The sequence below is a fragment of the Pseudomonas sp. AK106 genome, from assembly GCF_053903055.1.
This window is the reverse complement of sequence record NZ_CP096426.1, coordinates 1,559,490-1,585,411: the sequence shown is the minus strand read 5'-3', so window position 1 is coordinate 1,585,411 and position 25,922 is coordinate 1,559,490. Positions and strand designations below refer to the sequence as shown.

Genomic DNA, 25,922 nt, shown 5'->3' with positions numbered 1-25,922 from the left:
AAGTCCGGACGCAGGATCAAAGCACTGCCTTCGGATAGGAACCCAACACCTTGAGCGCCACGGCTTCCTGGCTGATCTGCTCGAGGACAGCCTTGATCAGCGGGTCGCGGTGGTGGCCGACGAAGTCGATGAAGAACACGTAGGTCCATTTCCCGCTTCGCGAGGGACGCGTTTCGATGCGCGTCAGGTCGATGCCGTTTTGGTGAAACGGCACCAGCAGTTCATGCAGCGCGCCCGGCTTGTTGCTCATCGACACAATGATCGACGTTTTGTCGTCACCGGTCGGCGGCACTTCCTGATTGCCGATCATAAGGAAACGCGTGGCGTTGTCCGGACGGTCTTCGATCTTCTCGGCAATCCGCGTCAGGCCGTAAAGGCCCGCCGCCATATCACCGGCGATCGCCGCCGAGTTCCACTCGCCCTTGACCCGCTTGGCCGCATCGGCGTTGCTGGCAACGGCGATGCGCTCGACGTTCGGGTAGTGCGCGTCCAGCCACTTGCGGCATTGCGCCAGGGACTGGGCGTGGGAATAGATGCGGCTGATGCTGTCAGTCTTGGTGCTTTCGCCCACCAGCAGATGATGGTGAATGCGCAGCTCGACTTCGCCACAGATCACCATGTCGTGCTCAAGGAAGCTGTCCAGCGTGTGGTTGACTGCACCTTCGGTGGAGTTCTCCACCGGGACGACACCGAAATTCACCGCACCGGCGGCCACTTCACGGAACACTTCATCGATCGCAGCCATCGGCTTGCTGATGACGGCGTGGCCGAAATGCTTCAGCGCGGCAGCCTGGGTGAACGTGCCCTCGGGACCCAGATAAGCGACCTTGAGCGGCTGCTCCAGCGCCAGGCACGAGGACATGATTTCGCGGAACAGCCGCGCCATCTCTTCATTGCTCAACGGGCCACGGTTGCGCTCCATGACACGTTTCAGGACCGCCGCTTCACGCTCAGGCCGGTAGAACACCGGCACCTCGCCCGATGGCAGGTCGGCCATCTTGACCCGGGCGACTTCCTGGGCGCAGCGGGCACGTTCGCTGATCAGCTCCAGAACCTTTTCGTCCAGGCTGTCGATGCGGACCCGCAGGGCCTTGAGTGCTTGTTCAGACATTAGCCGTGTTCCTTCTCGAACTCTGCCATGTACGCGGTCAGGGCGTTGACCGCACTGAGGTCGATGGCATTGTAGATGGACGCGCGCATGCCGCCGACCGAACGGTGGCCTTTGAGGTTGAGCAGGTTGCGCGCTTCGGCACCCGCGAGGAACGGCTTGTCCAGGCGATCATCGGCCAGACGGAACGGCACGTTCATCCACGAGCGGTCGGACGGGTTGATCGGGTTGCTGTACAGGCCGCTGGCATCGATGAAGTCGTACAGCGTGCGCTGCTTGAGCTCATTGCGCGTGGCCATCGCTTCGACACCGCCCTGCTCTTTCAGCCATTCGAAGACCAGACCGGACAGGTACCAGGCCAGCGTCGGCGGCGTGTTGTACATCGAGCCATTGTCGGCCGCGACCTTGTAGTTGAGCATCGTCGGGCACAGGGAACGCGCGCGACCCAGCAGGTCCTCGCGGATGATCGCCACGACGATGCCGCTCGGGCCGATGTTCTTCTGGGCGCCCGCGAAGATCATGCCGAAACGCGAAACGTCGAGGCGGCGCGAGAGGATGTCCGAAGACATGTCGGCGACCAGCGGCACGTCGCCGGTTTCCGGAATCCAGTTGAATTGCAGACCGCCAATGGTCTCGTTGGGCACGTAGTGAACGTAGGCCGCGTCTTTCGACAGCTTCCACTCGCTCTGGCCGGGAATGGCGAAATAATCGGCGGGCTTGGCGCTGGCGGCGACATTGATGTTGCCGTAACGCGATGCTTCTTCAATGGCTTTCTGCGACCAGATGCCGGTGTCGATGTAGTCGGCCGTGCCGTTTTCAGGCAGCAGGTTCAATGGAACCTGAGCGAATTGCTGGCTGCCGCCACCTTGAAGAAACAGCACTTTGTAATGGGAGGGGATGGACAGCAGATCGCGAAAATCCTGCTCCGCCTTGGTGGCGATGGAGACGAACTCGTCGCTGCGATGGCTCATTTCCATGACGGACAGGCCTTTGCCATGCCAGTCCAGGAGTTCGGCCTGGGCACGCAGCAGAACAGCTTCAGGGAGCGCGGCAGGACCTGCGCAGAAGTTAAAGGCTCGCTTGCTCATATCCACTCTCGTCGTGTCACTGAATTAATTTGGAACGGGTGAAGTGCGGGGAAATGCGGAAGGTTCTCGTTTCATTACGATCACCCGTTACCGAAACGGTTGACCGGCGCGTAGGGCATCGGTCAAAAAGGGGGGGCTGTCACCAGCCCCCCCTCTCGGCGTTACTCCTGCGGCTCTTCTTCGTCAGCCGCGGGATCCGCTTGCGCATCGTCAGCGGACTCGTCGGTGTCGACGGCGCCAATCACGTCAGCATCAACCTCTTCGCCTTCGAACGCTTCGCCGTCCAGCTCTTCGCCCTCGACTTCCGATGGCTCCTGGACGCGCTCCAGACCGACCAGTTTCTCGTCCTTGGCCAGCTTGATCAGGGTCACGCCCTGAGTATTGCGGCCCAGACTCGAAACTTCGCCAACACGGGTACGCACCAGCGTGCCCTGGTCGGAAATCAGCATGATCTCCTCGCCTTCCTGCACCTGAACGGCGCCGACCAGACGGCCGTTACGCTCGTTGCTGACCATGGCGATGACGCCCTGACCGCCGCGCTTGTACTCAGGGAATTCGGTGATCGCGGTGCGCTTGCCGTAGCCACGCTCGGAAGCGGTGAGGATCTGGCTGCCCTGCTCCGGGATCAGCATGGAAATCAGCTTCTGACCTTCCGGCAGACGCATGCCGCGCACACCGCGAGCCGTGCGGCCCATGGCGCGCACTTCGGATTCCTTGAAGCGGGTGACCTTGCCGCCGTCGGAGAACAGCATGATTTCCTGCTCGCCATCGGTAACCGCGGCCGAGATCAAAATGTCGCCTTCGTCCAGCTCCAGCGCAATCAGGCCGACGCTGCGTTGACGACTGAACGCCACCAGCGGGGTCTTCTTGACGGTGCCGTTGGCGGTCGACATGAAGATGAACGGCGCCTTCTTCTTGTCAGCAGCCTTGATGCGCGCCTTGCGCTCTTCTTCGGTCTCGTTGCTGTTTTCGAGGTCTTCGGCCTCGGCGTCCACGCCTTCGGCTTCTTCTTCGTCAGCACGCTTGCGCATGGCTTCGAGATCGACCGGCAGCATGGTGGTGATGTATTCGCCTTCGCTCAGCGGCAACAGGTTGACCAGCGGACGACCACGGGCAGCGCGGGACGCTTCCGGGATCTCGTAGGTCTTGAGCCAGTACACCTTGCCTTTGCTGGAGAACATCAGCAGCGTGGTGTGGCTGTTGGCGACCAGCAGGTGAGCGATGTAGTCCTCATCCTTGACGCCGGTGGCCGACTTGCCTTTGCCGCCGCGACGCTGGGCCTGATAGACGGCCAGCGGTTGAGTCTTGGCGTAGCCACCATGGGAGATGGTCACGACGCGCTCTTCTTCCGGGATCATGTCGCCGAGGGTCAGGTCCAGGCGCGCATCGAGGATCTCGGTGCGACGCACATCGCCGTATTCGGCGCGGATCAGCTCGAGCTCTTCGCGGATGACTTCCATCAGGCGCGTGGCGCTGTTGAGGATGCGCAGCAGCTCGCCGATCTGAGTCAGGATTTCCTGGTACTCGGTCAGCAGCTTCTCGTGTTCCAGACCGGTCAGGCGGTGCAGACGCAGCTCGAGGATGGCCTGGGCCTGTTCCGGCGACAGGAAATACTTGCCGTCTCGCATGCCGTACTGAGGGTCGAGGTTTTCCGGGCGGGACGATTCGGCGCCCGCCCGCTCGACCATCTCGACCACGGCGCTGGATTCCCACGGCGTGCTGATCAGCCCTTCTTTGGCTTCAGCCGGGGTCGGCGAGGCTTTGATGAGGGCGATGACCGGGTCGATGTTCGACAGGGCAACGGCCTGACCTTCAAGAATGTGACCACGCTCGCGGGCCTTGCGCAGTTCGAACACGGTACGGCGGGTAACGACTTCGCGACGGTGACGAATGAAGGCTTCCAGCAGGTCCTTGAGGTTCAGGATGCGTGGGCGGCCGTCGATCAGCGCAACGATGTTGATACCGAAGACGCTTTGCAGTTGGGTCTGGGCGTAGAGGTTGTTGAGGATGACCTCAGGCACTTCGCCGCGACGCAGCTCGATGACCACGCGCATGCCGTCCTTGTCGGACTCGTCGCGCAGTTCGGTGATGCCTTCAAGCTTCTTCTCTTTAACCAGCTCGGCGATCTTCTCGATCAGACGCGCCTTGTTCAGCTGGTACGGCAGCTCGGTGATGACGATCTGCTGGCGACCACCGACCTTGTCGATGTCTTCGACAATGGAGCGGGCGCGCATGTAAATGCGGCCACGGCCCGTCTTGTAGGCTTCGACGATGCCGGCACGACCGTTGATGATCGCGGCGGTCGGAAAGTCGGGGCCGGGGATGTACTGCATCAACTCGTCGACGGTGAGGTCGCCGTTGTCGATCAGCGCCAGGCAGCCGTCGATGACTTCACCGAGGTTGTGCGGCGGAATATTGGTCGCCATGCCCACAGCGATACCGCTGGAGCCGTTGACGAGCAGGTTGGGAATACGGGTCGGCATGACCGCAGGAATCTGTTCGGTGCCGTCGTAGTTCGGCACCCAGTCCACGGTTTCCTTGTGCAGGTCGGCCAACAGCTCGTGGGCCAGCTTGGTCATGCGCACTTCGGTGTATCGCATGGCGGCGGCGTTGTCGCCGTCCACCGAACCGAAGTTGCCCTGGCCGTCTACCAGTAGGTAGCGCAGGGAAAAGGGTTGGGCCATACGAACGATGGTGTCGTAGACCGCGGTGTCGCCATGCGGGTGGTACTTACCGATAACGTCACCGACCACACGGGCGGATTTCTTGTACGGCTTGTTCCAGTCGTTACCCAGTTCGCTCATCGCGAACAGTACCCGACGGTGCACGGGCTTCAAGCCGTCGCGCGCATCGGGGAGAGCACGTCCGACGATGACGCTCATCGCGTAGTCGAGGTAGGACTGCTTCAGCTCGTCTTCGATATTGACCGGGAGGATTTCTTTGGCCAGTTCGCCCATGAGAAGCCTGATTCCTTTTTCTGGTGAAACCGCGTTCAGCCATCCGGGATGAACGAGGCTTGCCGCTGCCGACGATTGTCAGGCAACGACTTACGACAAATCAGCGAGTTATGCCATGAATGTGCGCAGTCATAAGGGTCGCCATGCGCCCCTTTGGAAACCGCCGGATGGTACCACAATCGCCGTCAGGCACGAAGTGTTTGCAGGCGCCGCGAACAAGCCGTTTCGCCAGCAGACGCCTGAGAAGCGCTCACAGAGCCCGATAGCGCGTTTGACGACGAATGGCATTATCGGCTGCGCGGTGATCAATGCAGGCGTTTGCGGCACATCAGCAGGGCCATTTTTGCCGTATCCGGGCGTTCGACAATGCCCTTCTCGGTGACGATGGCGTCGATGAGATCAGCAGGTGTAACGTCGAACACCGGGTTGAACGCATCGACGTCGGCCCCCACGCGTTTGCCGCCAACCTCAAGCAATTCGCGGCCGTCGCGTTCTTCGATGGGGATGTCGTCGCCACTGGCCAGGTTCATGTCGATGGTCGAGCTCGGCGCCACGACCATGAAGCGCACGCCGTGGTGCATGGCCGCGACCGCCAGCTGGTAGGTGCCGATCTTGTTGGCGACGTCGCCGTTGGCGGTGATGCGGTCAGCGCCGACGATGACCCAAGTGATGCCTTTGGTTTTCATCAGGTGCGCGGCGGCGGAGTCGGCGTTGAGGGTGACCGGGATGCCCTCGTTGACCAATTCCCATGCGGTCAGGCGCGAGCCCTGCAGCCAGGGCCGGGTTTCGTCGGCGTAGACACGCTCGATCATGCCTTCCAGGTGTGCCGCGCGAATCACGCCGAGCGCCGTCCCGAAGCCGCCTGTGGCCAGCGCGCCGGTGTTGCAGTGGGTCAGCACGGTCTGCAGATTGCCCTGATGCTTGCGGATCAGCTCTGCCCCCAGTTGCGCCATGGTCAGGTTGGCTTCGCGGTCGCTCAAGTGAATGGCCACGGCTTCGGCTTCCATGGCCTTCAGGGGATCTTCATGATCCTTGAGGCGATACAGGCGCTCGCGCATGCGGTTCAGCGCCCAGAACAGGTTGACCGCCGTGGGCCGGGAATTGGCCAACAGGTCGAAGTCCTCCTCCAGAGCCATCTGCCAGTCACCGCCTTCGGCGAGCCGATCAACCACCGCCAGGACGATGCCGTAGGCCGCACTGATGCCAATCGCCGGCGCGCCGCGCACGACCATCGTGCGAATGGCTTCGGCTACGCCTTCAGCACTGGTGTAGGGATGCCAGGTTTCTTCGAAGGGCAAAACCCGCTGATCCAGCAGATACAACGTGCCGTCCCGCCAATCGATGGCCTTTACCTTCTCCGCAGCCAGTAATCGATCGCGCATTGCACACCCCACTTGATGAATTTTGAAAAGCTTGCCGCCACAGCGACGGTGCAAAGAAGCAAATCGCCAGCACCTTAAAAAGCCGCCGATTATAGCGAGCCGCCTGCGAAGACGCTCGGGTATACTTCGCCGTCCCCGTAATAAGCCATTGGATGCCCGCCCCATGCCCCATTCCGCTGCCCCGCTCGACCTGTTGTTGCTGCCGGACTGGCTGGTACCGGTCGAACCCGCCGGCGTTGTGTTGCAGCAGCACGGGATCGGCATTCGCGACGGCCTGATCGTTTATATCGGTCCGCGCGCCGAGGCCCTGCGCCAGCCGGCCATCGAGGTGCGCGAGTTGCCGGGCATGCTGCTCAGTCCCGGGCTGATCAACGCTCACGGCCATGCGGCGATGACCCTGTTCCGCGGGCTGGCGGACGACCTGCCGTTGATGACCTGGCTGCAGGATCATATCTGGCCGGCCGAGGCGAAGTGGGTCGACGAGGATTTCGTCCGCGACGGCACCGACCTCGCCATCGCTGAACAGTTGAAGGGCGGCATCACCTGCTTCTCCGACATGTATTTCTTCCCGAAGGTCGCGTGCGAGCGAGTGCACAACAGTGGCATTCGCGCACAGATCACCGTGCCGGTGCTGGACTTCCCGATACCCGGCGCGCGCAACAGCGACGAATCCCTGCACATCGGCATCGAGCTGTTCAACGATCTAGCCCACCACGACCGCATCAAGATCGCCATGGGGCCCCACGCGCCCTACACCGTCAGCGACGAGAACCTGGAGAAGATCCGGGTCATCGCCGATGAACTGGACGCGATGATCCAGATGCACGTCCACGAAACCGCCTTTGAAGTGCACGACGCCGTTCAGCAACGTCAGGAGCGCCCCCTTGCGCGGCTGCATCGCCTAGGGCTGCTGGGCCCGCGCTTTCAGGCGGTGCACATGACCCAGATCAGCGATGACGACCTGGCGATGCTGGTCGAGAGCAACTCCAGCGTCATCCACTGCCCCGAATCGAATCTGAAACTGGCCAGCGGCTTCTGCCCGGTCGAGCGCCTGTGGCAGGCCGGTGTCAACGTCGCCATCGGCACCGACGGCGCGGCCAGTAACAACGATCTGGACCTGCTCGGCGAAACCCGCACCGCCGCGCTGCTGGCAAAAGCCGTTGCCGGCTCGGCCACCGCGCTGGACGCCCACCGTGCACTGCGCATGGCCACGCTGAACGGCGCCCGCGCCCTGGGCATCGACGATCACACCGGCTCGCTGCAAATCGGCAAGGCCGCCGACATGGTCGCGTTCGACCTGTCAGGCCTTGCGCAACAGCCGGTCTACGATCCGGTGTCACAACTTATTTATGCAACGGGTCGCGATTGCGTGACGCACGTCTGGGTCGCTGGCAAGCCATTGCTGCAGGACAAACGCCTGACCCGCATGGACGAAGAAGCGCTGACCCGGACCGCCAAAGCCTGGGGCAACCGCATCGCGGCTGACAAAGCCTGACCCATTGAGCGCCGCCACGGTCAGATACCGTGCCCGGACACCGAATTCAAGTTTCAGAGGATCACACATGAGCAACGTCGACAACGCCGAAATCGCCAAATTCGAGGCCCTCGCCCATCGCTGGTGGGACCGCAACAGCGAGTTCAAGCCCCTTCACGACATCAATCCGCTGCGCGTGAACTGGATTGACGAACGGGTAAATCTCGCGGGCAAGAAGGTCCTCGACGTCGGCTGCGGCGGCGGCATTCTGAGTGAGGCCATGGCCTTGCGTGGCGCGACCGTGACCGGCATCGACATGGGCGAAGCGCCGCTGGCCGTGGCGCGACTGCACCAGCTGGAATCCGGCGTGAGCGTGGAATACCGGCAGATCACCGCCGAAGCGCTGGCCGAAGAAATGCCCGAGCAGTTCGATGCCGTGACCTGCCTGGAAATGCTGGAGCACGTGCCGGACCCGTCGTCGGTGATCCGTGCCTGCTACAAGATGGTCAAGCCGGGCGGTCAGGTGTTTTTCTCCACCATCAATCGCAACCCGAAGGCCTACCTGTTCGCCATTATCGGCGCCGAATACATCATGAACCTGCTGCCGCGCGGCACCCATGACTTCAAGAAATTCATCCGCCCTTCCGAACTGGGCGCGTGGAGCCGCGATGCCGGGCTGCAGGTCAAAGACATCACCGGTCTGACCTACAACCCGTTGACCAAGCACTACAAGCTGGCCTCGGACGTCGACGTCAATTACATGATCCAGACACTGCGGGGAGTCTGAGCCATGCGCTTGAGGGCAGTTCTCTTCGACATGGACGGCACGCTGCTCGACACCGCGCCGGACTTCATCGCGATCTGCCAGGCAATGCTGGCCGAACGCGGCTTACCGCCGGTGAACGACAAGCTGATCCGCGATGAGATATCCGGCGGTGCCAGGGCGATGGTCTCGGCGGCGTTCGCGATGCCCCCCGAGGCAGCGGAATTCGAGGCGCTGCGCCTGGAATTCCTGGCGCGCTATCAGACCGATTGCGCGGTGCACAGCAAACTGTTCGACGGCATGGCAGAATTGCTGGCCGACATCGAGAAAGCCAGACTGATCTGGGGCGTGGTGACCAACAAACCGGTTCGTTTCGCTCAACCGATCATGGAGCAACTGGCTTTGTCGGAGCGTTCCGCGGTGCTGATCTGCCCGGACCATGTGACCAAGAGCAAACCCGATCCGGAGCCGCTGCTGCTGGCCTGCAAGATGCTCGGTCTGGACCCGGCCAGTGTGCTGTTCGTGGGCGATGACCTGCGTGACATCGAATCCGGTCGCGACGCAGGCACCAAGACCGCCGCCGTGCGCTATGGCTACATCCATCCCCAGGACAACCCCGATCACTGGGGCGCGGACGTGGTGGTGAATCACCCGCTGGAGCTGCGCCGGGTCTTGGATGACGCGTTGTGCAGTTGCTGAGGCGACAGTCCGCAACCAAATCCTTCACTGCGCCCATTTAGACATTAGAAAGGAGCCGCCATGTTCAATTACTCCGCCCGCCCCGACCTGCTCAAGGGCCGGGTGATTCTGGTGACCGGGGCCGGCCGTGGCATCGGCGCCGCTGCGGCGAAAACCTATGCCGCCCACGGCGCGACGGTCTTGCTGCTGGGCCGGACCGAAGCGAATCTGAGCGCGCTGTATGACGAGATCGAGGCTGCCGGGCATCCGCAACCGGTGGTCGTCCCGTTCGATCTCGAGACTGCCCTGCCCCCTCAGTACGACGAGCTCGCCGCGATGATCGAAGCAGAGTTCGGCCGCCTGGACGGCGTGTTGCACAACGCCTCGATCATCGGGCCGCGCACGCCGGTCGAACAGCTCACCGGTGAGCAGTTCATGCAGGTGATGCACGTTAACGTCAACGCCACGTTCATGCTGACCACCGCCTTGCTGCCGTTGCTCAAGCTTTCGGGCGACGCGTCCATCGCGTTCACCTCCAGCAGCGTCGGGCGCAAAGGCCGCGCATACTGGGGCGCCTATGGCGTGTCTAAGTTCGCCACCGAAGGGCTGATGCAGACGCTGGCCGACGAGATCGATGGTCTTGGTTCGCTGCGCGCCAACAGCATCAATCCGGGCGCAACCCGCACCGACATGCGCGCACAGGCATACCCGGCGGAAGATCCGACCAACAACCCGACGCCGGAAGAGATCATGCCGGTGTACCTGTACCTGATGGGCCCGGACAGCATCGGCATCAACGGGCAGGCACTGGATGCCCAGACCCGCTGAACCGAGTGGTGCTGACGCGGTTGGCTCACCAAGGCGAGTGACTGCGCAGCGCCGCACTGCAACGCTCTTATCCGCTGAAGGGACGGGCGTAGACGTGACGGTCAGCCTCGGTTGCTCGACGCTGCCGCCGGGCGAATCGCCCGACAGCATGGTGCGACGTGAAGCTACGGCCCTGTACGCCGCCAGGCGCAAGGGCCGCCACCGCCTGGACATGGCGGGCTGAGGGATCAGGCGCGGGCGGGGATCCGGTGTTCACGGACCGAGCCGCTGCCTTCCTGAGATCGTTCCAGCGTCATGCACCGTTCCAGGAACAGGAACATGTACTCGTAGCTCTTGCAGACCGCCATTCGCAGGTCGCTCTGCAATTGCTCGCTGGGGTTGTTGCCGGCCAGGGTGCAGATGATTTCCAGCGCTTCCCAGGGGTGGGAATCGTCGTACTGCGCGTGCATCTTCAGCCACTTCATCGCCCGCTTTCGCGTGTCCGGCGGGAACATGTCCGCGTAGGTGTCCTGGGAACAGACAACGGCCGACCATTCACCGGTGGCGCCTTCGATGGCGTAGTTGGTCGCCGCGATGGCCACCACCAGCGAATCCGACGAACAGCTGTGCCAGCACCAGTGATTCAGGGCGTGAAGTTCCGACGGCACCCGCTGCGCCTGCAAGTCTTCCAGGCTCACCCCGTGGGCGGCGCTCCAGTTGACCCAGTAATCGGCGTGGTTGAGTTCGACCCGAATGTTGCGCATCAACCATCGTCGCGCCATGTCTTCACCCGGGTGTCGGGCGAATCGGGTTTTGGTCAGGTTATGCGCCATATAGACCGCGAACTGTTCGACGACCGGCCAGCCACCAATCAGGTACTGGCGCATGGTCTTAGAACTGAGCCGCCCGTCACGCATGCGTTGATAAAGTTCATGCCCTACCACCTTGGCCTTGGCGTCACTGCAATCTTCAATCAATTGCTGTGCCCAAGCGGGGTAACTGCTGGCATCCATCAGCGGACCGGTTCTAATGAACATATCGATCACTGTGTAGCTCCTTATATAAGTTGCTTAATGGTGTGTTCAGCGAAAAGTCCCGGGAGCGCTGAACAACAGTGGGGTCTGCCTCGCGGGCCGTGCGTGCAGACATTCACAGGTGAATAATTGCGGTCGCTCGATGACGTACCCCTGAGCGTAGTCCACACCGATTTCCAATAACGCCTGCTCTATCTGAGGGCTCTCGACGAACTCGGCGATCGTCTGTTTGCCCATTACGTGCCCGATATGGTTGATCACTTCTACCATCGCCCGGTTGACCGGATCGTCGAGCATATCCTTTACGAAACTCCCGTCAATCTTCAGAAAATCCACAGGCAAGTGCTTCAAGTAAGCGAATGACGACATGCCTGCACAGAAGTCATCCAGAGAGAAACGGCATCCCAGACCTTTAAGTTCATTGATGAACCGAATGGCGCTGCCCAGATTGGCGATCGCACTGGTTTCGGTGATTTCAAAACAGATAAGTTCAGGGGGGATTGCGTAGATCTGGAACTGCTGTCGCAAATACTCGAGGAAGGCTTCGTCGCCAATGCTGCTCCCGGACAGGTTGATCGCACACACGGCCATTGGCCCTTCGCGGTGTCCGGACTTGAGGCACTCGGCGATGATCATGAAGACGTGCTGCACGACCCAGCGGTCCAGGGTGGTCATCATGCCGTAGCGCTCGGCGGCGGGGATGAAACTGTCGGGCAGGATCATGCGCCCGGACTCGTCGCGCAGCCGCAGCAGAATCTCGATATGGCCGTGGCGTTGCTCGGCATTGCGACCCAGCGCTGCAATTTCCTGGGAATACAGGCAGAAGCGGTTCTCTTCGAGGGCCATGTGCAGGCGCTGAATCCAGGCCATCTCGCCGAAGCGGGTGGACAGATCAGAGTCATCATCGTGATAGACCTGAACCCGGTTGCGGCCTTTTTCCTTGGCCATGTAGCAGGCCATGTCGGCGGCGCGCAGCGACGTCTCAAGGGTGGTCGGGACGTCGTCGATGTGCACCAGACCAATGCTGACGGTGGTGACAAACGGCCGGCCTTTCCAGACAAAATGCAGGCTTTCCACGGTTTGGCGCAGGCTCTCGGCCACTCGCTCGGCGGCCTCCGGCGCGCAGTGTTCAAGGAGGATGCCGAACTCATCGCCGCCCAGACGTGCCAGCGTGTCGCCTTCGCGCACGCCCTGTTGCAGCAGCGTGCAAATGTGCCGCAGCAGTTCATCCCCCGCAGCGTGACCGCTGGTGTCGTTGACCAGCTTGAACTGATCGAGGTCCAGAAACATCAACGCATGCCGCGCCGGCTGTTCGGTCAGGCCGTTGAGGGCCAGCTCCAGGCGGTATTCGAACTCGCGGCGGTTGGTCAGACCGGTCAGCGCATCGTGGGTCGCCTGCCAGGACAAATTGGCGATGTACTGCCGCTCCTGGGTCATGTCATGCAACACCAGCACCGCGCCGCTGACTTTGCCTTCGGTGCGAATCGGCGAGCCGACTAGCGCGACCGAAACGGTGCTGCCGTCCAGGCGTTGAATCAGTCGTGAGCTTTCACTGCCGCCGCCCAGATTGCCGCTGAGCATGCGCTCGATCAGGGTCGAGGTGTCTTTCTGGTCATTCTCGTCGAGCAGGCTGAACAGCGCCGCCAGCGGCAGACCGGCTGCCTGCTCGTTCTTCCAGTGGGTCATGAGCTCGGCGGCGGGGTTCATGTAGACGATGGAGCCGTCGACATCGGTGGTGATGACGCCATCACCGATGGACTCCAGGGTAATCTGCGCGCGTTCTTTTTCCATCTGCAGCGCAATCGCAAAGCCGTGGCGCTGCTCCAGCAGTTTATGGGTGCGCAGCAGCGCGAGGATGATCAGGCACAGCGCGGTGGCGAGGTTGACCACCAGCAGAATCCGCAGGATGACCCGCGAGCCCTCGCCCAGCGCGTCGCTGAAGGCCATGGCCGCCGGCGTGACGCCTTCGTTGATAGCACTGATGCGCTGGCGCCAGCCCATGACTTCACTGTTGGTGACATTGCCTTCCTGAATCCGCGCGTGCATTTCGCGGGCGACTTCATCCAACTGCACCAGATAGTTGTCACCGACCTTCCACAGGTCGATGGCCTTCTCGAGATAGCTGAAGTGCTGAAAATTCAGGTAGAGCCAGATGATGCTCTGGGCATCGTCGGGATGGTTACCACCCTGCAGAATCCCCGCAGTAGCGCGCGCGATGTCGGGCACCGGCTGATCCATCGCCAGGCGCAAGTCATGCCCGCCCTGGGGAATGGCAATCGCTTTCTGATATTTCAGGTAATTGATGTCATCTCGACTGTTGGCGTAGAGATTCAGGTAATAAATGGCGTCCTTCTGGCCCTTCGACCACAGGCTCTCGCCGCCAATGTAGCTGCGGACCGCCGACATCATGTACAAGCTGACGCAGCCGAGCAGTGCCTGTAACAGCACGACGGCGATAAATGGCCAGACGATGCCCAGAAGACGAGGCTTCTCGAGAATCCGCTTTTGCTTCATGGTGTCCCTTTGATCAGCACTGCCAGATACTCATTCCCCCTTCACCAGGCAACCTTCCTGGAGCCTGAGGGACTTCGCTAATTTCCACGATGCAGCAGACAATCTCTCACATCTTTTACAAGACGTAACCAGCCATTTGAGTGCGGAGACGTAAATATGACGCTTTTCACATTTTCAGTGATTGCCATGGGAGAGCATAGCCCGAGGATTGACGTGGTCCAGTGGCGATACGCCATTTCAGTGTGGCGGCCCTAAAACCCGTCGCGCTGTTTCACACCTGCTGCAGGTGTCCGTAGAGCCTGGCGTACAGCCCGCCGTCTGCAATCAGTTGCTGGTGATCACCGTCTTCTGCGATCCGCCCGCCATCGAACACCAGTACACGGTCCGCCTGTTTCACCGCCGACAGTCGGTGGGCAATGATCAGCGTCGTGCGGCCACTGAGAAACCGGTTGAGCGCCTGGTGCAGGTTGTACTCGGTGGCGGCGTCCAGCGCAGAGGTGGCCTCGTCGAGAATCACCACCTTGGGATCGGCCAGCACCATGCGCGCAATGGCCAGCCTTTGGCGCTGGCCGCCGGACAACCGAACACCCGAGCGCCCGACCACGCTGTCCAGCCCCAGCGGCAGCGCGCGGATCGTCGCATCCATCTGGGCGATTTCCAGCGCCTGCCAACAGGCCCTGTCGTCCTGCTCCCGGCCCATCAACAGGTTGGCGCGGACGGTGTCGTTGAACAGCGCCGGATGCTGCAAGACCACGGCGACGTTCTCGCGCACGGTGTCCAGGCCGATCTCCTGCAAGCTTGAGCCACCAAACCGGATGAGACCGGATTTCGCGGTGTAGAGCCCGAGCAGCAACTGCACCAGGGTGCTTTTGCCACCGCCGCTGGCGCCGACGATCGCGACTTTTTCGCCGGGATTGATCGACAGGTCCAGCTGATCGAGGACCAACTCGTCGTTGTAGCCGAAGCTCAGCCCGCGGACGTCGATGCTCACCGTCTGCCGACCCGCGAACGGATTGCTGTGCCCCGGATACTGAGGCTCGTCCGCGCGGGCCAGCAGTTCGTTGATGCGCGTCAAAGCACCGCCCGCCGCGTAATAGGCGTACTGCAGATTCAGCAGTTGTTCGACCGGACCGATCATGAACCACAGGTAGCTGAACACCGCGAGCATGTGGCCGATGGACAGGTCGGAGAACAACACCGTGAGCATCGCGGCAGCGCGGAAAATGTCGATGCCGAATTGAAACAGCAGCCCGCTGGCCCGGCCCGACGCGTCGCTCTTCCACTGGGACGACACCGCGTAATCGCGCACTTCCCGGGCACGCAGGCCGAGCAATCCGAGGAAATAGCCCTGACGGTTACTGGCACGGATCTCCTGAATACCCTCGAGGGTTTCGGTCAGCGCCTGGGTGAAGCGTGAGGTGCTGTCGTTTTCCAGTTTCTTGAGGTGCTTGACGCGCTTGCCGAGCTTCACCGTGGCGAACACCACCAGCGGGTTGAACAGCAGGATCAGCAGCGCCAGTTGCCAGTGCATCCACATCAAGATCGCAGCGGTCCCAGTGAGGGTCAGCATCGCCACGAGAAACTTGCTCAGCGTCTCGCCGACGAATTTGTCCACGGTGTCCAGATCCGTCACCAGATGCGCGGTGACCGTGCCAGTGCCCAGGCTTTCGTATTCGCTCAGCGAGATCCGCTTGAGCCGCTCGATCAGGCGCGTGCGGATGCGATAGACGATGTCCTTGGCGAGCCCGGCGAACAAGCGCGACTGGATCACGTTGAACACCAGTGCCCCCAAACGCAGACACAGTGTCGCCACCAGCATCAGACCGATATAGCCGACGGGCTTTTGCAGGCTGTCCGGCAAAAACTGATTCATGAAGACGAGTGCCGAATTACCTTTGCCCAGCAGCACTTCATCGACCAGCAAGGGCAGCAGCAGCGGGATCGGCACCGAGCAGAGCACCGCCAGGACCGCGACGCCATTGGCCACCCACAGCGCCTTCTTGTGCTGCAGCGCGAGGCGCCTGATCTGCGCCCAGTTCAAGCGGTCAGCGACAGGAGGTTCATTAGCCGGTGCAGCGGGATGGCGATGTTCCAGATCAGGGACGTCAGGCACTGGCGTTGCGCTCCAGCCAGCGACCCAGCAAAGGCCCGAGGACCTCCAGGGGTTGATAGCCGTTAGTCAGCAGCGCCAGTTGGCCGTTGCGCTCGGCGAGCATCGTCGGGAAACCCGCGATGCCCAAGTCCTGAACCCAGGAAAAATCCGACGCGGTCGCCGTGTGCTGTTCGACGCTGTCGAAGGCTTCGGCGAACTCGATGCGCGGCAAACCGGCTTTTTCGGCGAGTTCGGCCAGCACCGAGCCGTGGGTCACGTCGCGACCGTGAAGGTAAAAGGCCTGCTGGATTTCTTTGACCAGCCGCCAGGCGACGTCCGGTGCCAGGCTGCGCGCCGCAACGATGGCCCGGCAGGCGGGCGCAGTGTCGTAGACGAAACCGTCGGGCAAGGCATCCTCGAAACGGAACGTCTGGCCCGTGGCCTCGTGCACCGCTTGCCAGTGTTCAAGAATGTAACGTTTGGTCGTCGGTTCCAGCGCCGCGCCACTGCCGGTGCGCAATCCGCCCACCACCAGATGCAACGGCACCCCCGCCGCTCCCGCCTGCTCGACCAATGCTTCGGCCACCGGAGAAAACCCCCAGCACCAGGAACACATCGGGTCCATCACGTACAGCAGGCGGGTGGACATGGTTCAGGCCTCGTTGCTTGGGGTTTCAGTCGCCTGGCCGTCGAGCGCACGGTAATTGCGACCGATAGGGTGCGGCTGATTGCGCGCCTTCGCCAGCTCGATCTGCTTTTGCCGGTCGATGGCGCTGCGGCGGGTTTTCTCGCTCAGCGAATCCCAGCAGTGCGGGCAACTGACGCCCGGCGAATAATGCTCGCTGGCACGGTCTTCTGCGCTGATCGGCGTGCGGCAGGCATGGCATTGATCGTAGTCGCCTTCGGTCAGGTCGTGGCGGACCGTGACGCGATTGTCGAACACGAAGCAGTCGCCCTGCCAGCGGGTTTCTTCCTCGGGCACTTCTTCCAGGTATTTGAGGATGCCGCCCTTGAGGTGATAGACCTCTTCAAAGCCTTCACCGAGCATGTAGCTGGACGCCTTTTCACAGCGAATGCCGCCGGTGCAGAACATCGCGACCTTCTTGTGCTTCGCTGGATCGAAGTGGGTTTTGATGTAGTCCGGAAATTCACGGAAGGACGTGGTCTTGGGGTCAATCGCGCCTTCGAAGGTGCCGATGGACACTTCGTAATCGTTGCGCGTGTCGATGAGCAGCACTTCAGGGTCGGCGATCAGCGCGTTCCAGTCCTTGGGATCGACGTAGGTGCCCACCGCCTTGTTCGGGTCGACGCCCGGGACGCCCAACGTCACGATCTCTTTCTTGAGCTTGACCTTGGTGCGGTAGAACGGCTGGTCGTCGCAGTACGATTCCTTGTGATCGATGTCGACCATGCGCGGATCGTTCTTCAGCCAGGCCATCAGGCCGTCGATGCCCTCGCGGCTGCCGGAGACCGTGCCGTTGATGCCTTCTTCGGCGATCAGCAAGGTGCCTTTGATGCCGTTGTCGACCATCGCCTGCAGCAGGGGCTCGCGCAGTGCGACGTAATCGGAAAGGGTGACGAATTTGTACAGCGCCGCAACGACGATGGGGGCGGTTTGGGTCATGTAGCGTCTCCAGGTGGTGACCCTCGCAAAGGGCCTACCGGGTGAATGATTCAGATGAACGCGTGCCGACCGGGCAACGCGGCGCGGATTCTATCAAGAATCGAACGTGGGCAGGCAGGCGGGTTGATCAATCGTCTCAATCACCCTGCTCATCTATCGTGAACATCGGCATCTGCCTCACAGACGCCTCAAAACCTGGGCACGAATGGTGGGTAGACCGGCCATCGATGCGGTGGTCTCGGAGGCAACCCTCGCGGATTCGACGACCGCAGAAACGAATTTCAACGCGGCGCTGGCACAGGCCTCGAAGCTGGCTGCAGATCTGACGTGAAGGGTGGTTAGCATGAGGCAGAAACAAACCTAACGAATGTTAGGTAGCCTATTGACGTCTACGGTTTTCGCGCCTAAGGTTTGCCTACCTAACAAACGCTAGGTGAACATTCTTCCACCACAGGACGGCGCCATGACAACCAAATTGCAGCTATTCACCTCTCCTTCGGCGTTTCCCAATCCCCAGCGACTGCGCCTGTTCATGCACGAAAAGGGCATCGCCGATCAGTTCGATGAAACCATCTATGACATGGCGCCCGGTGGCGAGCAACGCGGCTGGCGTCACCTCAACATGAACCCATGGGGAGAAACCCCTACGCTCCAGTTGGCGGATGGCAGCTATATTTCCGAAACACCGGCCATCGCCCGTTTTCTCGACCAGTCCTACCCAGGCCGCAAGATCATGGGCGAAAGCGCGCTGGAACAAGGCCTGGACAACATGTGGGATAACCGCATCTGGGTGCATATCCTGTATCGGATCGTCACGGCTTTTCACGTCTTGCACACCGGGCTCGGCTTCAAGCTGGAGCTGACGAAGAATGAGGCATGGGGTGAGCACTGCCGCAAGGAGGCACTGATGCACGCCGCCCTGGTGAATCGTCATCTGGCTGACGGTCGCGAGTGGCTGCTCGGCGGTGCCGAACCCACGTTTGCCGACATCACGCTGGCGACCGCGATTGCCTTCTCCAAATTCCCGGTGAACGCAACCCCGCTGGACGAGCGTTTCGAGCACCTGGACAGCTACTGGCAGCGCTGGCAGAAACGCCCGGCCTTCCAGGCCGCCTACGCTGATCGCAGCAGTGGCATACCGGAGCTGGATTCGCCTTCCGCGTGATACGTCCGTAGGGCAAGTCATGATCTGTGAGGACGGTTGCAGGGACTTTTGCTTTAAGATCGCCGGTTCCACTGCAACTCGTCCGACCCAGGAAAGGCACGACAATGAGCATCAACGCCCGCGAAGCCATACTTCTGGCCGCCCGAAACATTGCCCAGTCACAGGGTTACAACGGACTGAATTTTCGCGACCTGGCCCAAGCGGTTGGCATCAAGCCAGCCAGCATCTACTACCACTTCCCGAGCAAGGCTGACCTGGGCATTGCCGTTGCCAGGCGGTACTGGCAAGACGGTGCGGCGGCGCTGGAGACGCTTTCTGAGGAGACGCCGGATCCCGCTGAAGCACTGCGTCGTTTTCCAGAGATCTTTCGTCGCTCGCTGGAGGCCGGCAACCGGCTGTGTCTGGCCAGCTTCGTGGGAGCGGAAACCGATAATCTGCCCACGGCCATGGCCGAGGAGATTCAGGCTTTTGCTCAGGTGAATACAGACTGGCTGCGCCGACAGCTTGTCGCCGCCAACTGCTGCGAGGCAACCGACAGCGACGTCCGCGCGCGCGCCATTTTTTCCGCCGTCGCGGGGGCCCAGCTCATCGCAAGAAGCCGGTCAGACATCACGCTGTTCGATACGTTGATCGAGGCCTATCGCGCTTATGGCCCCTTACCGGCTTGATAGCCGCTTGACCCCCGAGGCCTGCAGCAAGGCCTGCTTCGGGGGGCAGGCGTCAGTCATGCCCACCCGCACAGGTCGGTGAAGACGGCGCCGAGCCGAGCTTCGCCCATTCCTCCGGTGTGTAGGTGTGCAGCGCCAGAGCGTGGAACTCACCCATCAGGCCACCGAGCAGGCCGTAGACCTTCTGGTGACGCTTGACCGCGTTGAGGCCGGCGAACTGCTCGCTGACCACCACCGCCTTGTAGTGAGTGTCCGTGCCGCGACTGTGCATGTGGCTTTCATTGAGCACCTGAAGGTACTCGGGCTGAAAGACCGTCAACGCGGATTCGATTCGCTGTTGCATGCTCATGTCAGGCTTCGCTTATGGCTTCTTGGCAGGAGCGGCCGGTGCAGCTGGCTTGGCGCCGGCCGGGGTCAGTTCCTTGGTCATGTCGGCAAGCAGCTTGTTGACCACAGGCACCGCGCTTTCCAGTTTGCTCTGGGTCAGCTGAAACGACTGCTGGCTGATCTGCGGCATCTTCGCCTGGACTTTCTGGCCCAGTGGCGACTGATAGAAGGCAACCAGGTCTTTCAGCTCGCTTTCGGTGAAATTCGAGGTGTACAGCTTGACCATGTCAGGCTGCAGTTTTGGCCAGCTGATCACCTGATCCAGCGCGGCGTTGGCCTTGCCCTGATAGGTTTCGAGAGTGGCTTGCTTGGACGCAGGTGCTTTGGTTTCAGCGAAGCGCTGAGCGAACATCTGCTGGACTTGCATGTAAACCGGCGCACCCAGTTGATCGGCGTGAGCCAGTTTGAGGAACGCTACAGCACTGGCTTCATGGCTGGCGGTATCGGCAAGAACCTGGCCGCTGGCACATACCAGAGCAACCGCAGCACAAATGGCACGAAGACGGGTCATCGAGTTTCCTTATCTAGCAGGCGAGGCAGAACCCCAAGGCCGGCCATTCTGCGCCCCTTTGCGCATTTCCCTCAACCCCCGACCCTACGAGCGGTTATCCCGCAGGCGTGACGCCCTCGCCCGCACGAAGGTTTAAGGCGACCGGCCCGGGCGTTTTGTCGCACACTGTGCGCACCTGTTCCGACCGCACAGCAGCCACGGGGAACCCACCGACTCCCCCGGTTACTAAACTGCGCCAATCGATCTTAAGGAGAGAGTCCAGTGAGCCGTACCGAAACCGACAGCATAGGTCCGATCGACGTCCCCGAAGACGCTTACTGGGGGGCACAGACGCAACGATCCCTGATCAACTTCGCCATTGGCCAGGAGCGCATGCCGCTGCCGGTATTGCACGCGCTGGCGCTGATCAAAAAAGCCGCGGCGCGGGTCAATAATCGCAACGGCGACCTGCCGGCCGATATTGCCAACCTGATCGAGCAGTCCGCTGACGAGGTGCTGCAAGGCCAGCTCGACGATCAGTTTCCCCTGGTGGTCTGGCAGACCGGCAGCGGCACCCAGAGCAACATGAACGTCAACGAAGTCATCGCCGGCCGTGCCAACGAACTGGCGGGTGGCGTTCGCGGCGGCAAATCGCCGGTTCACCCCAACGATCACGTCAATCGCTCGCAAAGCTCCAACGACTGCTTCCCCACCGCGATGCACATCGCGGCCGTGCAAGCGGTGAAAGAGCAACTGCTGCCGGCGATCGCCGAACTGTCCAACGGTCTGTCCGAGCAGTCCTCGCGGCACATGAAACTGGTGAAAACCGGCCGCACGCACATGATGGACGCCACGCCCATCACCTTCGGCCAGGAGCTCTCGGCCTACGTCGCCCAGCTCGATTACGCTGAAAAAAGCATCCGCGCCGCGTTGCCTGCGGTGTGCGAGCTGGCCCAGGGCGGCACCGCTGTCGGCACCGGCTTGAACTCGCCCCACGGATTCGCCGAGGCCGTTGCCGCCGAATTGTCCGCGCTGTCCGGCCTGCCCTTCGTCACCGCACCGAACAAGTTTGCCGCGCTGGCCGGCCATGAGCCCCTGACCGCCCTGTCCGGCGCGCTGAAAACCCTGGCCGTGACCCTGATGAAGATCGCCAACGACCTGCGCCTGATGGGTTCCGGCCCACGTGCGGGCCTGGCTGAAGTAAAGCTGCCGGCCAACGAACCGGGCAGCTCGATCATGCCGGGCAAGGTCAACCCGACCCAGTGCGAAGCGCTGTCGATGCTGGCGTGTCAGGTGATGGGCAACGACACCACGATCACCTTCGCCGCCAGTCAGGGCCACCTGCAGCTGAACGTGTTCAAGCCGGTGATCATCCACAACCTGTTGCAATCGATCCGCTTGCTGGGCGATGGCTGCCGCAACTTCAACGAGCACTGCATTGCCGGCATGGAACCGGATGCCGCCAAGATGGCCGAGCATCTGGAGCGCGGCCTGATGCTGGTGACCGCGCTGAACCCGCACATCGGCTACGACAAGTCGGCGCAGATCGCCAAGAAAGCCTACAGCGAAGGCTTGACCCTGCGCGAAGCGGCGCTGCAGTTGGGCTTCCTCACCGACGCCGAGTTCGACGCCTGGGTGCGCCCGGAAAAAATGCTCGAGGCCGGCAGCAATGGCTGAATCCATCAGCGGCGCCACGCCACTGGAGGGCTATGGCAAACGCATCCTGATGATCATCGGCACGCCGAAAAGCATCAGCCTCGGCCACGCGCTGGGCGAGGCGTATGCCCAGGGCGCGCGCAGCAAAGGTCATGTGGTACGGGTGCTGAAGCTCGACGAAATGGATTTCGACCCGGTGCTGCGCGGTGGCTATGAGTCCGCCCAGACCCTGGAACACGATCTGCTTGAAGCCCAGCGCGAGGTGCACTGGGCACAGCATCTGGTGTTTGTGTATCCGGTCTGGTGGGGCGGTTTGCCGAGCCTGCTCGGTGGATTCTTCGACCGGATATTCATGCCCGGCTTTGCCTTCAAGGCCCATGGCAGGCACCACCCTTCCAACGAGTTGCTGAAGGGCCGGACAGCGGAATTGCTGGTGACCATGGACACGCCGTCGCGGTATTTTCGCTGGGTCTTCAAGGCCCCTGCCCATCGGCAGATGGTCAGAACCATCCTTGAACTCTGTGGGATCAAGACCACACGCCTGACGGAGTTCTCGCCGGTGCGCACCTCTACCGAGGAGCAGCGTCAGCAGTGGATTCGTCAGGCCGAGGCGCTGGGGAAGCGCTAAATCAAGTGCCTGCACTTCGAAAAATGGGGAAGCGGGGGTGCAAGTTGATGGAACCGTTAAGACCGCTACTATTCAAATGCTCTGACTCACATTGTGGCGGCGCCTGTCGCCCATTCAGATCATTCGCGTACCAACCCAATGCCCGGAGAAGGCCATGTTAAGCAAGCGTGAACAAGATCCAGCCCCCACTGTTCGTTTTCGCAGCGACCGCGTTTCCCGTGTCAATGGCCTCTACTTCTTCAGCACCCGGGAAAACACCCTCGAAGGTCCGTTCATGAGCAAGGAAGACGCTGCACGGGAAACCGAGGTCTATGTCCGTCGCATGCAGGCGGCCAGCGCTTATCAGCCAAGCATGTCCTCCTCGCCCAACGGCTGACCGATCCCGCCTTTACGAATGATTACGGCGAAACGTCTCTTCGCCCATTGCCGCAATCTGTCCGTCGATCAGTGCATCGAACGGACGCAACAAGCCCTCGAATGATGTCTCCGGCTCCAGCGTGTTCAGCGCATGGACGATGGCCTCCAGCGTCGACAACGCGTCGGGCCCCGGCGCCTTGCGCAATCGATAGCGTGAAGGTGGCGCGTCCGTCAGCACGACCCTGGGCAACGCCGCCAGCAAGGGGTTGAGGTGCAGCAACTTGCGCGCCTTGCGCCAGGTCCCATCAGGCACGACGAGCAGCAAAGGCACTTCGTCGGCACTGCTGGCTGCCAGCGCCACGGCCTCCTCCCCCGGGAATAGCAGACACGCTCGATAACCGGGCCGGCTCAGCCATTGCGTCAGATCCTCGAACACCTCCCCCACGTGCAACTCCGCATTCTCAAGGCCCAGGGCTGCGAGGCGCGCCGTGTTGAGCGCGTGATTGACTTCGCTGGGATGCTGCAGGATCAATACCCGCGTCCGGCTGCCCAAAGCAGGTATGAGCGCACACAGGCAATGATCGGTCGGACGCAGGCAGCGTTCGCAGCGGGCACGGGACATCGTCGGTTTCCTACAGTGGATTGAGCTGCGCTTTAAGCAGATCACGAAAGGTCTGAATCAGCGGCTCACGGCTGCGCCCGCGGCGCAGGATCATTGAGAACGGCGCCTGATAGCCAAAGGTTGCCGGCAGCAAGACCCGCAGGTGCCCGGAATCCACCCACGATTGCGCGTAGTGCTCGGGCAAGTAACCGATGTAGGCGCCGGACAGCACCAGAATCAGCTGCGCTTCCATACTCTCGACGGTCGCGGCGCTGTGCTTGAAGCCGTGACGGGCGAGTTCGGCCTGGCTCCAGTAGCCGCGTCCGACCATGCGCTGTTGAGTGATGACGGGCTCGGGAATGCGCCGCTCGGCATACAGCGCGTGGCGATTGCTGCAATACAGCCAGTGCTGCTCGCGGTACAGCGGCTGATAGAGCAGGCCGTTCATGCGCGTGGAAAACGATCCGATCGCCAGGTCCAGCCGGTTGTCCAGCACGCCCAGCTGCAGTTCGTAGGGGCTCATCACCGCAAGGTGCAAATGCACGGCCGGATGCTCCGCACTGTAGGCGCCGATGACTTCCGCAAAGGGCAATGCGCGGTCACTGACCGTCGAGTCCAGCACGCCGAGATTGAGCGTGCCGCGCAGCTCGCCCTTGAGCGCAGCGGCGTAGAGCTCGAAGCCTTCCAGTTCGCCGAGCAGGCGCAGGGTTTCCTGATGAAACAGCTCGCCCTTGCTGGTCAGGCTGAACCCGCCACGCCCACGATGACAGAGCACGATGCCGAGCGCGGCTTCAAGCTGGCTCATGTAGGTGCTGATCGCCGAGGTCGACAGATTGAGTTCTTGCTGAGCGCTGGCAAAGCCCTGATGGCGCACGACACAGGCGAAGATGCGCAGCAATTTGAGGTCGGGAAGCGCGCTGGGCATGGGGTTTCCAGGATGGTTTTCCGCGCAGCTTACCCGATACTTCAGGAATATCTGAACTAAGTATTTCGCCTGACGGATTGTTCGCGGCGGGTCCGGTCAACAGAATCAGGGCCATGCCGGAAGCTTGCTTCCGCCCCTTTTGCTTACCACCGATGAGGCATTCCCGTGGACAAGATTTTCCATCAACCACTGGGCGGCAACGAAATGCCGCGCTTCGCCGGCATCGCCACCATGATGCGCTTGCCGCACCTGCAAACTGCAGCCGGGCTGGACGCGGCGTTCGTCGGCGTGCCGCTGGACATCGGTACGTCCCTGCGCGCCGGCACCCGCTTCGGCCCACGGGAAATCCGCGCCGAATCGGTGATGATTCGCCCTTACAACATGGCCACCGGCGCCGCCCCCTTTGACTCGCTTTCAGTGGCGGACATCGGCGACGTGGCGATCAACACGTTCAACCTGCTGGACGCCGTGCGCATCATCGAAGAGGCCTACGACGGTTTTCTCGAGCACGGCATCATCCCGCTGACCCTCGGCGGCGATCACACCATCACGCTGCCGATCCTGCGCGCCATGAAGAAGAAACACGGCAAGGTGGGGCTTGTGCACATCGACGCCCACGCGGACGTCAACGATCACATGTTCGGCGAGAAGATCGCCCACGGCACCACCTTCCGCCGAGCGGTGGAGGAAGGTCTTCTGGATTGCGATCGGGTGGTTCAGATTGGTCTGCGTGCCCAGGGATATACCGCCGAAGACTTCAACTGGAGCCGCAAGCAGGGGTTCCGCGTGGTCCAGGCCGAGGAGTGCTGGCACAAGTCGCTGGCGCCGCTGATGGCCGAAGTGCGCGAGAAGGTGGGCGGCGGTCCGGTGTACCTGAGTTTCGACATCGACGGCATTGACCCGGCCTGGGCGCCGGGCACGGGTACGCCAGAGATCGGCGGGCTGACTACCATTCAGGCCATCGAAATCATCCGTGGGTGCCAGGGGCTGGACCTGATCGGCTGCGACCTCGTCGAGGTCTCGCCGCCCTACGACACCACCGGCAACACCTCGTTGCTGGGCGCCAATCTGCTCTACGAAATGCTCTGCGTGCTGCCCGGCGTCGCACACCGCTGACAGACCACATTTGAACCGCCGGCCCCTTCCCTGCTAAAGCCGGCCCCACAATGGGTGTGCGCTGTGTCAATAAGGCCAGGCGCGCTGCTTTCTAGTGGGACCGGCTTCAGCCGGGAAGAGGCCTGTATGAGCACCCTCAATTTTGCGGCGTAGCGCCTGACGCCTTCCCGGCTGAAGCCGGTCCCACATGTGTGCGCGGCATCGGGCGCGCCGTTCTTTCATTGCTCGCCGTTACAAAAAATCCGCACACACCTGCCATTCGTGTCTCGCCAACTTGGGCTAGCCTTAGTCCGAGACCGCCGACGTTGCGCATCGCAGCGCAGGTTTTCAGGGTGGTTGCTCACTGGGCATTTCTGCCACAACCCTCTGTTTTTTGATGTTGGGGTGATTACCACTTGAATCAAAGCA

General features: G+C 61.7%; 23 protein-coding genes and 1 pseudogene. 11 read left to right on the top strand and 13 right to left on the bottom strand.

Annotation, left to right across the window (positions count from 1 at the left end; translation table 11 throughout):
* Window positions 1-16: 16 nt before the first annotated feature.
* From pheA to mtnA, 4 genes are all read right to left on the bottom strand, one after another.
* Window positions 17-1,111 carry a prephenate dehydratase gene (gene pheA / locus M1E04_RS07225; protein ID WP_456292649.1) on the bottom strand — a complete coding sequence of 365 codons (1,095 nt, stop codon included), beginning with the start codon at window positions 1,109-1,111 and terminating at the stop codon, window positions 17-19.
* Window positions 1,111-2,196: a 3-phosphoserine/phosphohydroxythreonine transaminase gene (serC, locus tag M1E04_RS07220; protein ID WP_065992975.1), complete on the bottom strand. Its 1,086-nt coding sequence runs from the start codon at window positions 2,194-2,196 to the stop codon at window positions 1,111-1,113. The genes pheA and serC overlap by 1 nt, the downstream gene beginning before the upstream one ends.
* Window positions 2,197-2,357: 161 nt before the next feature.
* Entirely contained in the window at window positions 2,358-5,153 is a 2,796-nt protein-coding gene (gene gyrA / locus M1E04_RS07215) for a DNA gyrase subunit A (RefSeq protein WP_296306400.1), read from the bottom strand.
* A 305-nt stretch (window positions 5,154-5,458) separates the two neighbouring features.
* Entirely contained in the window at window positions 5,459-6,535 is a 1,077-nt protein-coding gene (gene mtnA, locus M1E04_RS07210; RefSeq protein WP_192133795.1) for an S-methyl-5-thioribose-1-phosphate isomerase, read from the bottom strand.
* A 163-nt stretch (window positions 6,536-6,698) separates the two neighbouring features.
* Between mtnA and M1E04_RS07205 the strand changes: the two genes are divergently transcribed.
* From M1E04_RS07205 to M1E04_RS07190, 4 genes are all read left to right on the top strand, one after another.
* Entirely contained in the window at window positions 6,699-8,030 is a 1,332-nt protein-coding gene (locus tag M1E04_RS07205; protein WP_065992970.1) for a TRZ/ATZ family hydrolase, read from the top strand.
* Window positions 8,031-8,097: 67 nt separating this feature from the next.
* Window positions 8,098-8,796: a bifunctional 2-polyprenyl-6-hydroxyphenol methylase/3-demethylubiquinol 3-O-methyltransferase UbiG gene (gene ubiG, locus M1E04_RS07200; protein WP_456292648.1), complete on the top strand. Its 699-nt coding sequence runs from the start codon at window positions 8,098-8,100 to the stop codon at window positions 8,794-8,796.
* A 3-nt stretch (window positions 8,797-8,799) separates the two neighbouring features.
* On the top strand, window positions 8,800-9,471 hold the full coding sequence (gene mupP / locus M1E04_RS07195; protein ID WP_065992967.1) for an N-acetylmuramic acid 6-phosphate phosphatase MupP: 672 nt from the start codon (window positions 8,800-8,802) through the stop codon (window positions 9,469-9,471).
* Window positions 9,472-9,531: 60 nt separating this feature from the next.
* A complete protein-coding gene (locus tag M1E04_RS07190; RefSeq protein WP_065992965.1) occupies window positions 9,532-10,278 on the top strand; it encodes a YciK family oxidoreductase in 747 nt (248 codons plus the stop codon).
* A gap of 227 nt (window positions 10,279-10,505) precedes the next feature.
* Here M1E04_RS07190 and M1E04_RS07185 read toward each other — a convergent pair whose 3' ends face one another.
* The 5 genes from M1E04_RS07185 to trhO form a co-directional block, all read right to left on the bottom strand.
* The gene (locus tag M1E04_RS07185; RefSeq protein WP_065992963.1) at window positions 10,506-11,303 is read right to left on the bottom strand and encodes a TenA family transcriptional regulator; all 798 of its coding nucleotides are present in this window, start codon (window positions 11,301-11,303) and stop codon (window positions 10,506-10,508) included.
* 36 nt (window positions 11,304-11,339) lie between these two features.
* Window positions 11,340-13,805: an EAL domain-containing protein gene (locus tag M1E04_RS07180; RefSeq protein ID WP_410935636.1), complete on the bottom strand. Its 2,466-nt coding sequence runs from the start codon at window positions 13,803-13,805 to the stop codon at window positions 11,340-11,342.
* A 271-nt stretch (window positions 13,806-14,076) separates the two neighbouring features.
* Window positions 14,077-15,900 carry an ABC transporter ATP-binding protein gene (locus M1E04_RS07175; RefSeq protein ID WP_065993245.1) on the bottom strand — a complete coding sequence of 608 codons (1,824 nt, stop codon included), beginning with the start codon at window positions 15,898-15,900 and terminating at the stop codon, window positions 14,077-14,079.
* Between the two features lie 10 nt (window positions 15,901-15,910).
* Window positions 15,911-16,546, bottom strand: a complete 636-nt coding sequence (locus tag M1E04_RS07170) for a DsbA family protein (protein WP_192133815.1) — start codon at window positions 16,544-16,546, stop codon at window positions 15,911-15,913.
* 3 nt (window positions 16,547-16,549) lie between these two features.
* A complete protein-coding gene (gene trhO / locus M1E04_RS07165; protein ID WP_296306414.1) occupies window positions 16,550-17,521 on the bottom strand; it encodes an oxygen-dependent tRNA uridine(34) hydroxylase TrhO in 972 nt (323 codons plus the stop codon).
* Between the two features lie 187 nt (window positions 17,522-17,708).
* Here trhO and M1E04_RS07160 point away from each other — a divergent pair.
* The 3 genes and pseudogenes from M1E04_RS07160 to M1E04_RS07150 form a co-directional block, all read left to right on the top strand.
* A pseudogene (locus tag M1E04_RS07160) lies at window positions 17,709-17,852 on the top strand (FMN-dependent NADH-azoreductase); the annotation flags it as partial.
* Window positions 17,853-17,984: 132 nt separating this feature from the next.
* A complete protein-coding gene (locus M1E04_RS07155) occupies window positions 17,985-18,686 on the top strand; it encodes a glutathione S-transferase family protein (protein WP_296306417.1) in 702 nt (233 codons plus the stop codon).
* Between the two features lie 104 nt (window positions 18,687-18,790).
* The gene (locus M1E04_RS07150; RefSeq protein ID WP_065992951.1) at window positions 18,791-19,354 is read left to right on the top strand and encodes a TetR/AcrR family transcriptional regulator; all 564 of its coding nucleotides are present in this window, start codon (window positions 18,791-18,793) and stop codon (window positions 19,352-19,354) included.
* Window positions 19,355-19,406: 52 nt separating this feature from the next.
* Here the strand turns inward: M1E04_RS07150 and M1E04_RS07145 are convergent, their stop codons facing one another.
* Window positions 19,407-19,703: a BolA family protein gene (locus M1E04_RS07145; RefSeq protein WP_122535665.1), complete on the bottom strand. Its 297-nt coding sequence runs from the start codon at window positions 19,701-19,703 to the stop codon at window positions 19,407-19,409.
* A 12-nt stretch (window positions 19,704-19,715) separates the two neighbouring features.
* Window positions 19,716-20,252 carry a DUF2059 domain-containing protein gene (locus M1E04_RS07140; protein WP_065992947.1) on the bottom strand — a complete coding sequence of 179 codons (537 nt, stop codon included), beginning with the start codon at window positions 20,250-20,252 and terminating at the stop codon, window positions 19,716-19,718.
* Between the two features lie 261 nt (window positions 20,253-20,513).
* Here M1E04_RS07140 and M1E04_RS07135 point away from each other — a divergent pair, with 261 nt between their 5' ends.
* The 3 genes from M1E04_RS07135 to M1E04_RS07125 all read left to right on the top strand — a co-directional run bounded on the left by M1E04_RS07135 (window position 20,514) and on the right by M1E04_RS07125 (window position 22,891).
* Window positions 20,514-21,908 carry a class II fumarate hydratase gene (locus M1E04_RS07135; RefSeq protein WP_456292647.1) on the top strand — a complete coding sequence of 465 codons (1,395 nt, stop codon included), beginning with the start codon at window positions 20,514-20,516 and terminating at the stop codon, window positions 21,906-21,908.
* Window positions 21,901-22,515: an NAD(P)H-dependent oxidoreductase gene (locus M1E04_RS07130; protein ID WP_456292646.1), complete on the top strand. Its 615-nt coding sequence runs from the start codon at window positions 21,901-21,903 to the stop codon at window positions 22,513-22,515. Before M1E04_RS07135 ends, M1E04_RS07130 begins: the two co-directional genes overlap by 8 nt.
* Window positions 22,516-22,669: 154 nt before the next feature.
* Window positions 22,670-22,891, top strand: coding sequence for a DUF6316 family protein (locus M1E04_RS07125; protein WP_456292645.1), 222 nt, complete (start codon window positions 22,670-22,672; stop codon window positions 22,889-22,891).
* Between the two features lie 12 nt (window positions 22,892-22,903).
* Here M1E04_RS07125 and M1E04_RS07120 read toward each other — a convergent pair whose 3' ends face one another.
* Window positions 22,904-23,494 carry a tRNA-uridine aminocarboxypropyltransferase gene (locus M1E04_RS07120; RefSeq protein WP_456292644.1) on the bottom strand — a complete coding sequence of 197 codons (591 nt, stop codon included), beginning with the start codon at window positions 23,492-23,494 and terminating at the stop codon, window positions 22,904-22,906.
* A 10-nt stretch (window positions 23,495-23,504) separates the two neighbouring features.
* On the bottom strand, window positions 23,505-24,398 hold the full coding sequence (locus M1E04_RS07115) for a LysR family transcriptional regulator (RefSeq protein ID WP_065992937.1): 894 nt from the start codon (window positions 24,396-24,398) through the stop codon (window positions 23,505-23,507).
* Between the two features lie 165 nt (window positions 24,399-24,563).
* On the opposite strand from M1E04_RS07115, the gene speB reads away from it, so the two are divergent.
* Window positions 24,564-25,514, top strand: coding sequence for an agmatinase (gene speB / locus M1E04_RS07110; protein ID WP_065992936.1), 951 nt, complete (start codon window positions 24,564-24,566; stop codon window positions 25,512-25,514).
* Window positions 25,515-25,922 lie beyond the last annotated feature (408 nt).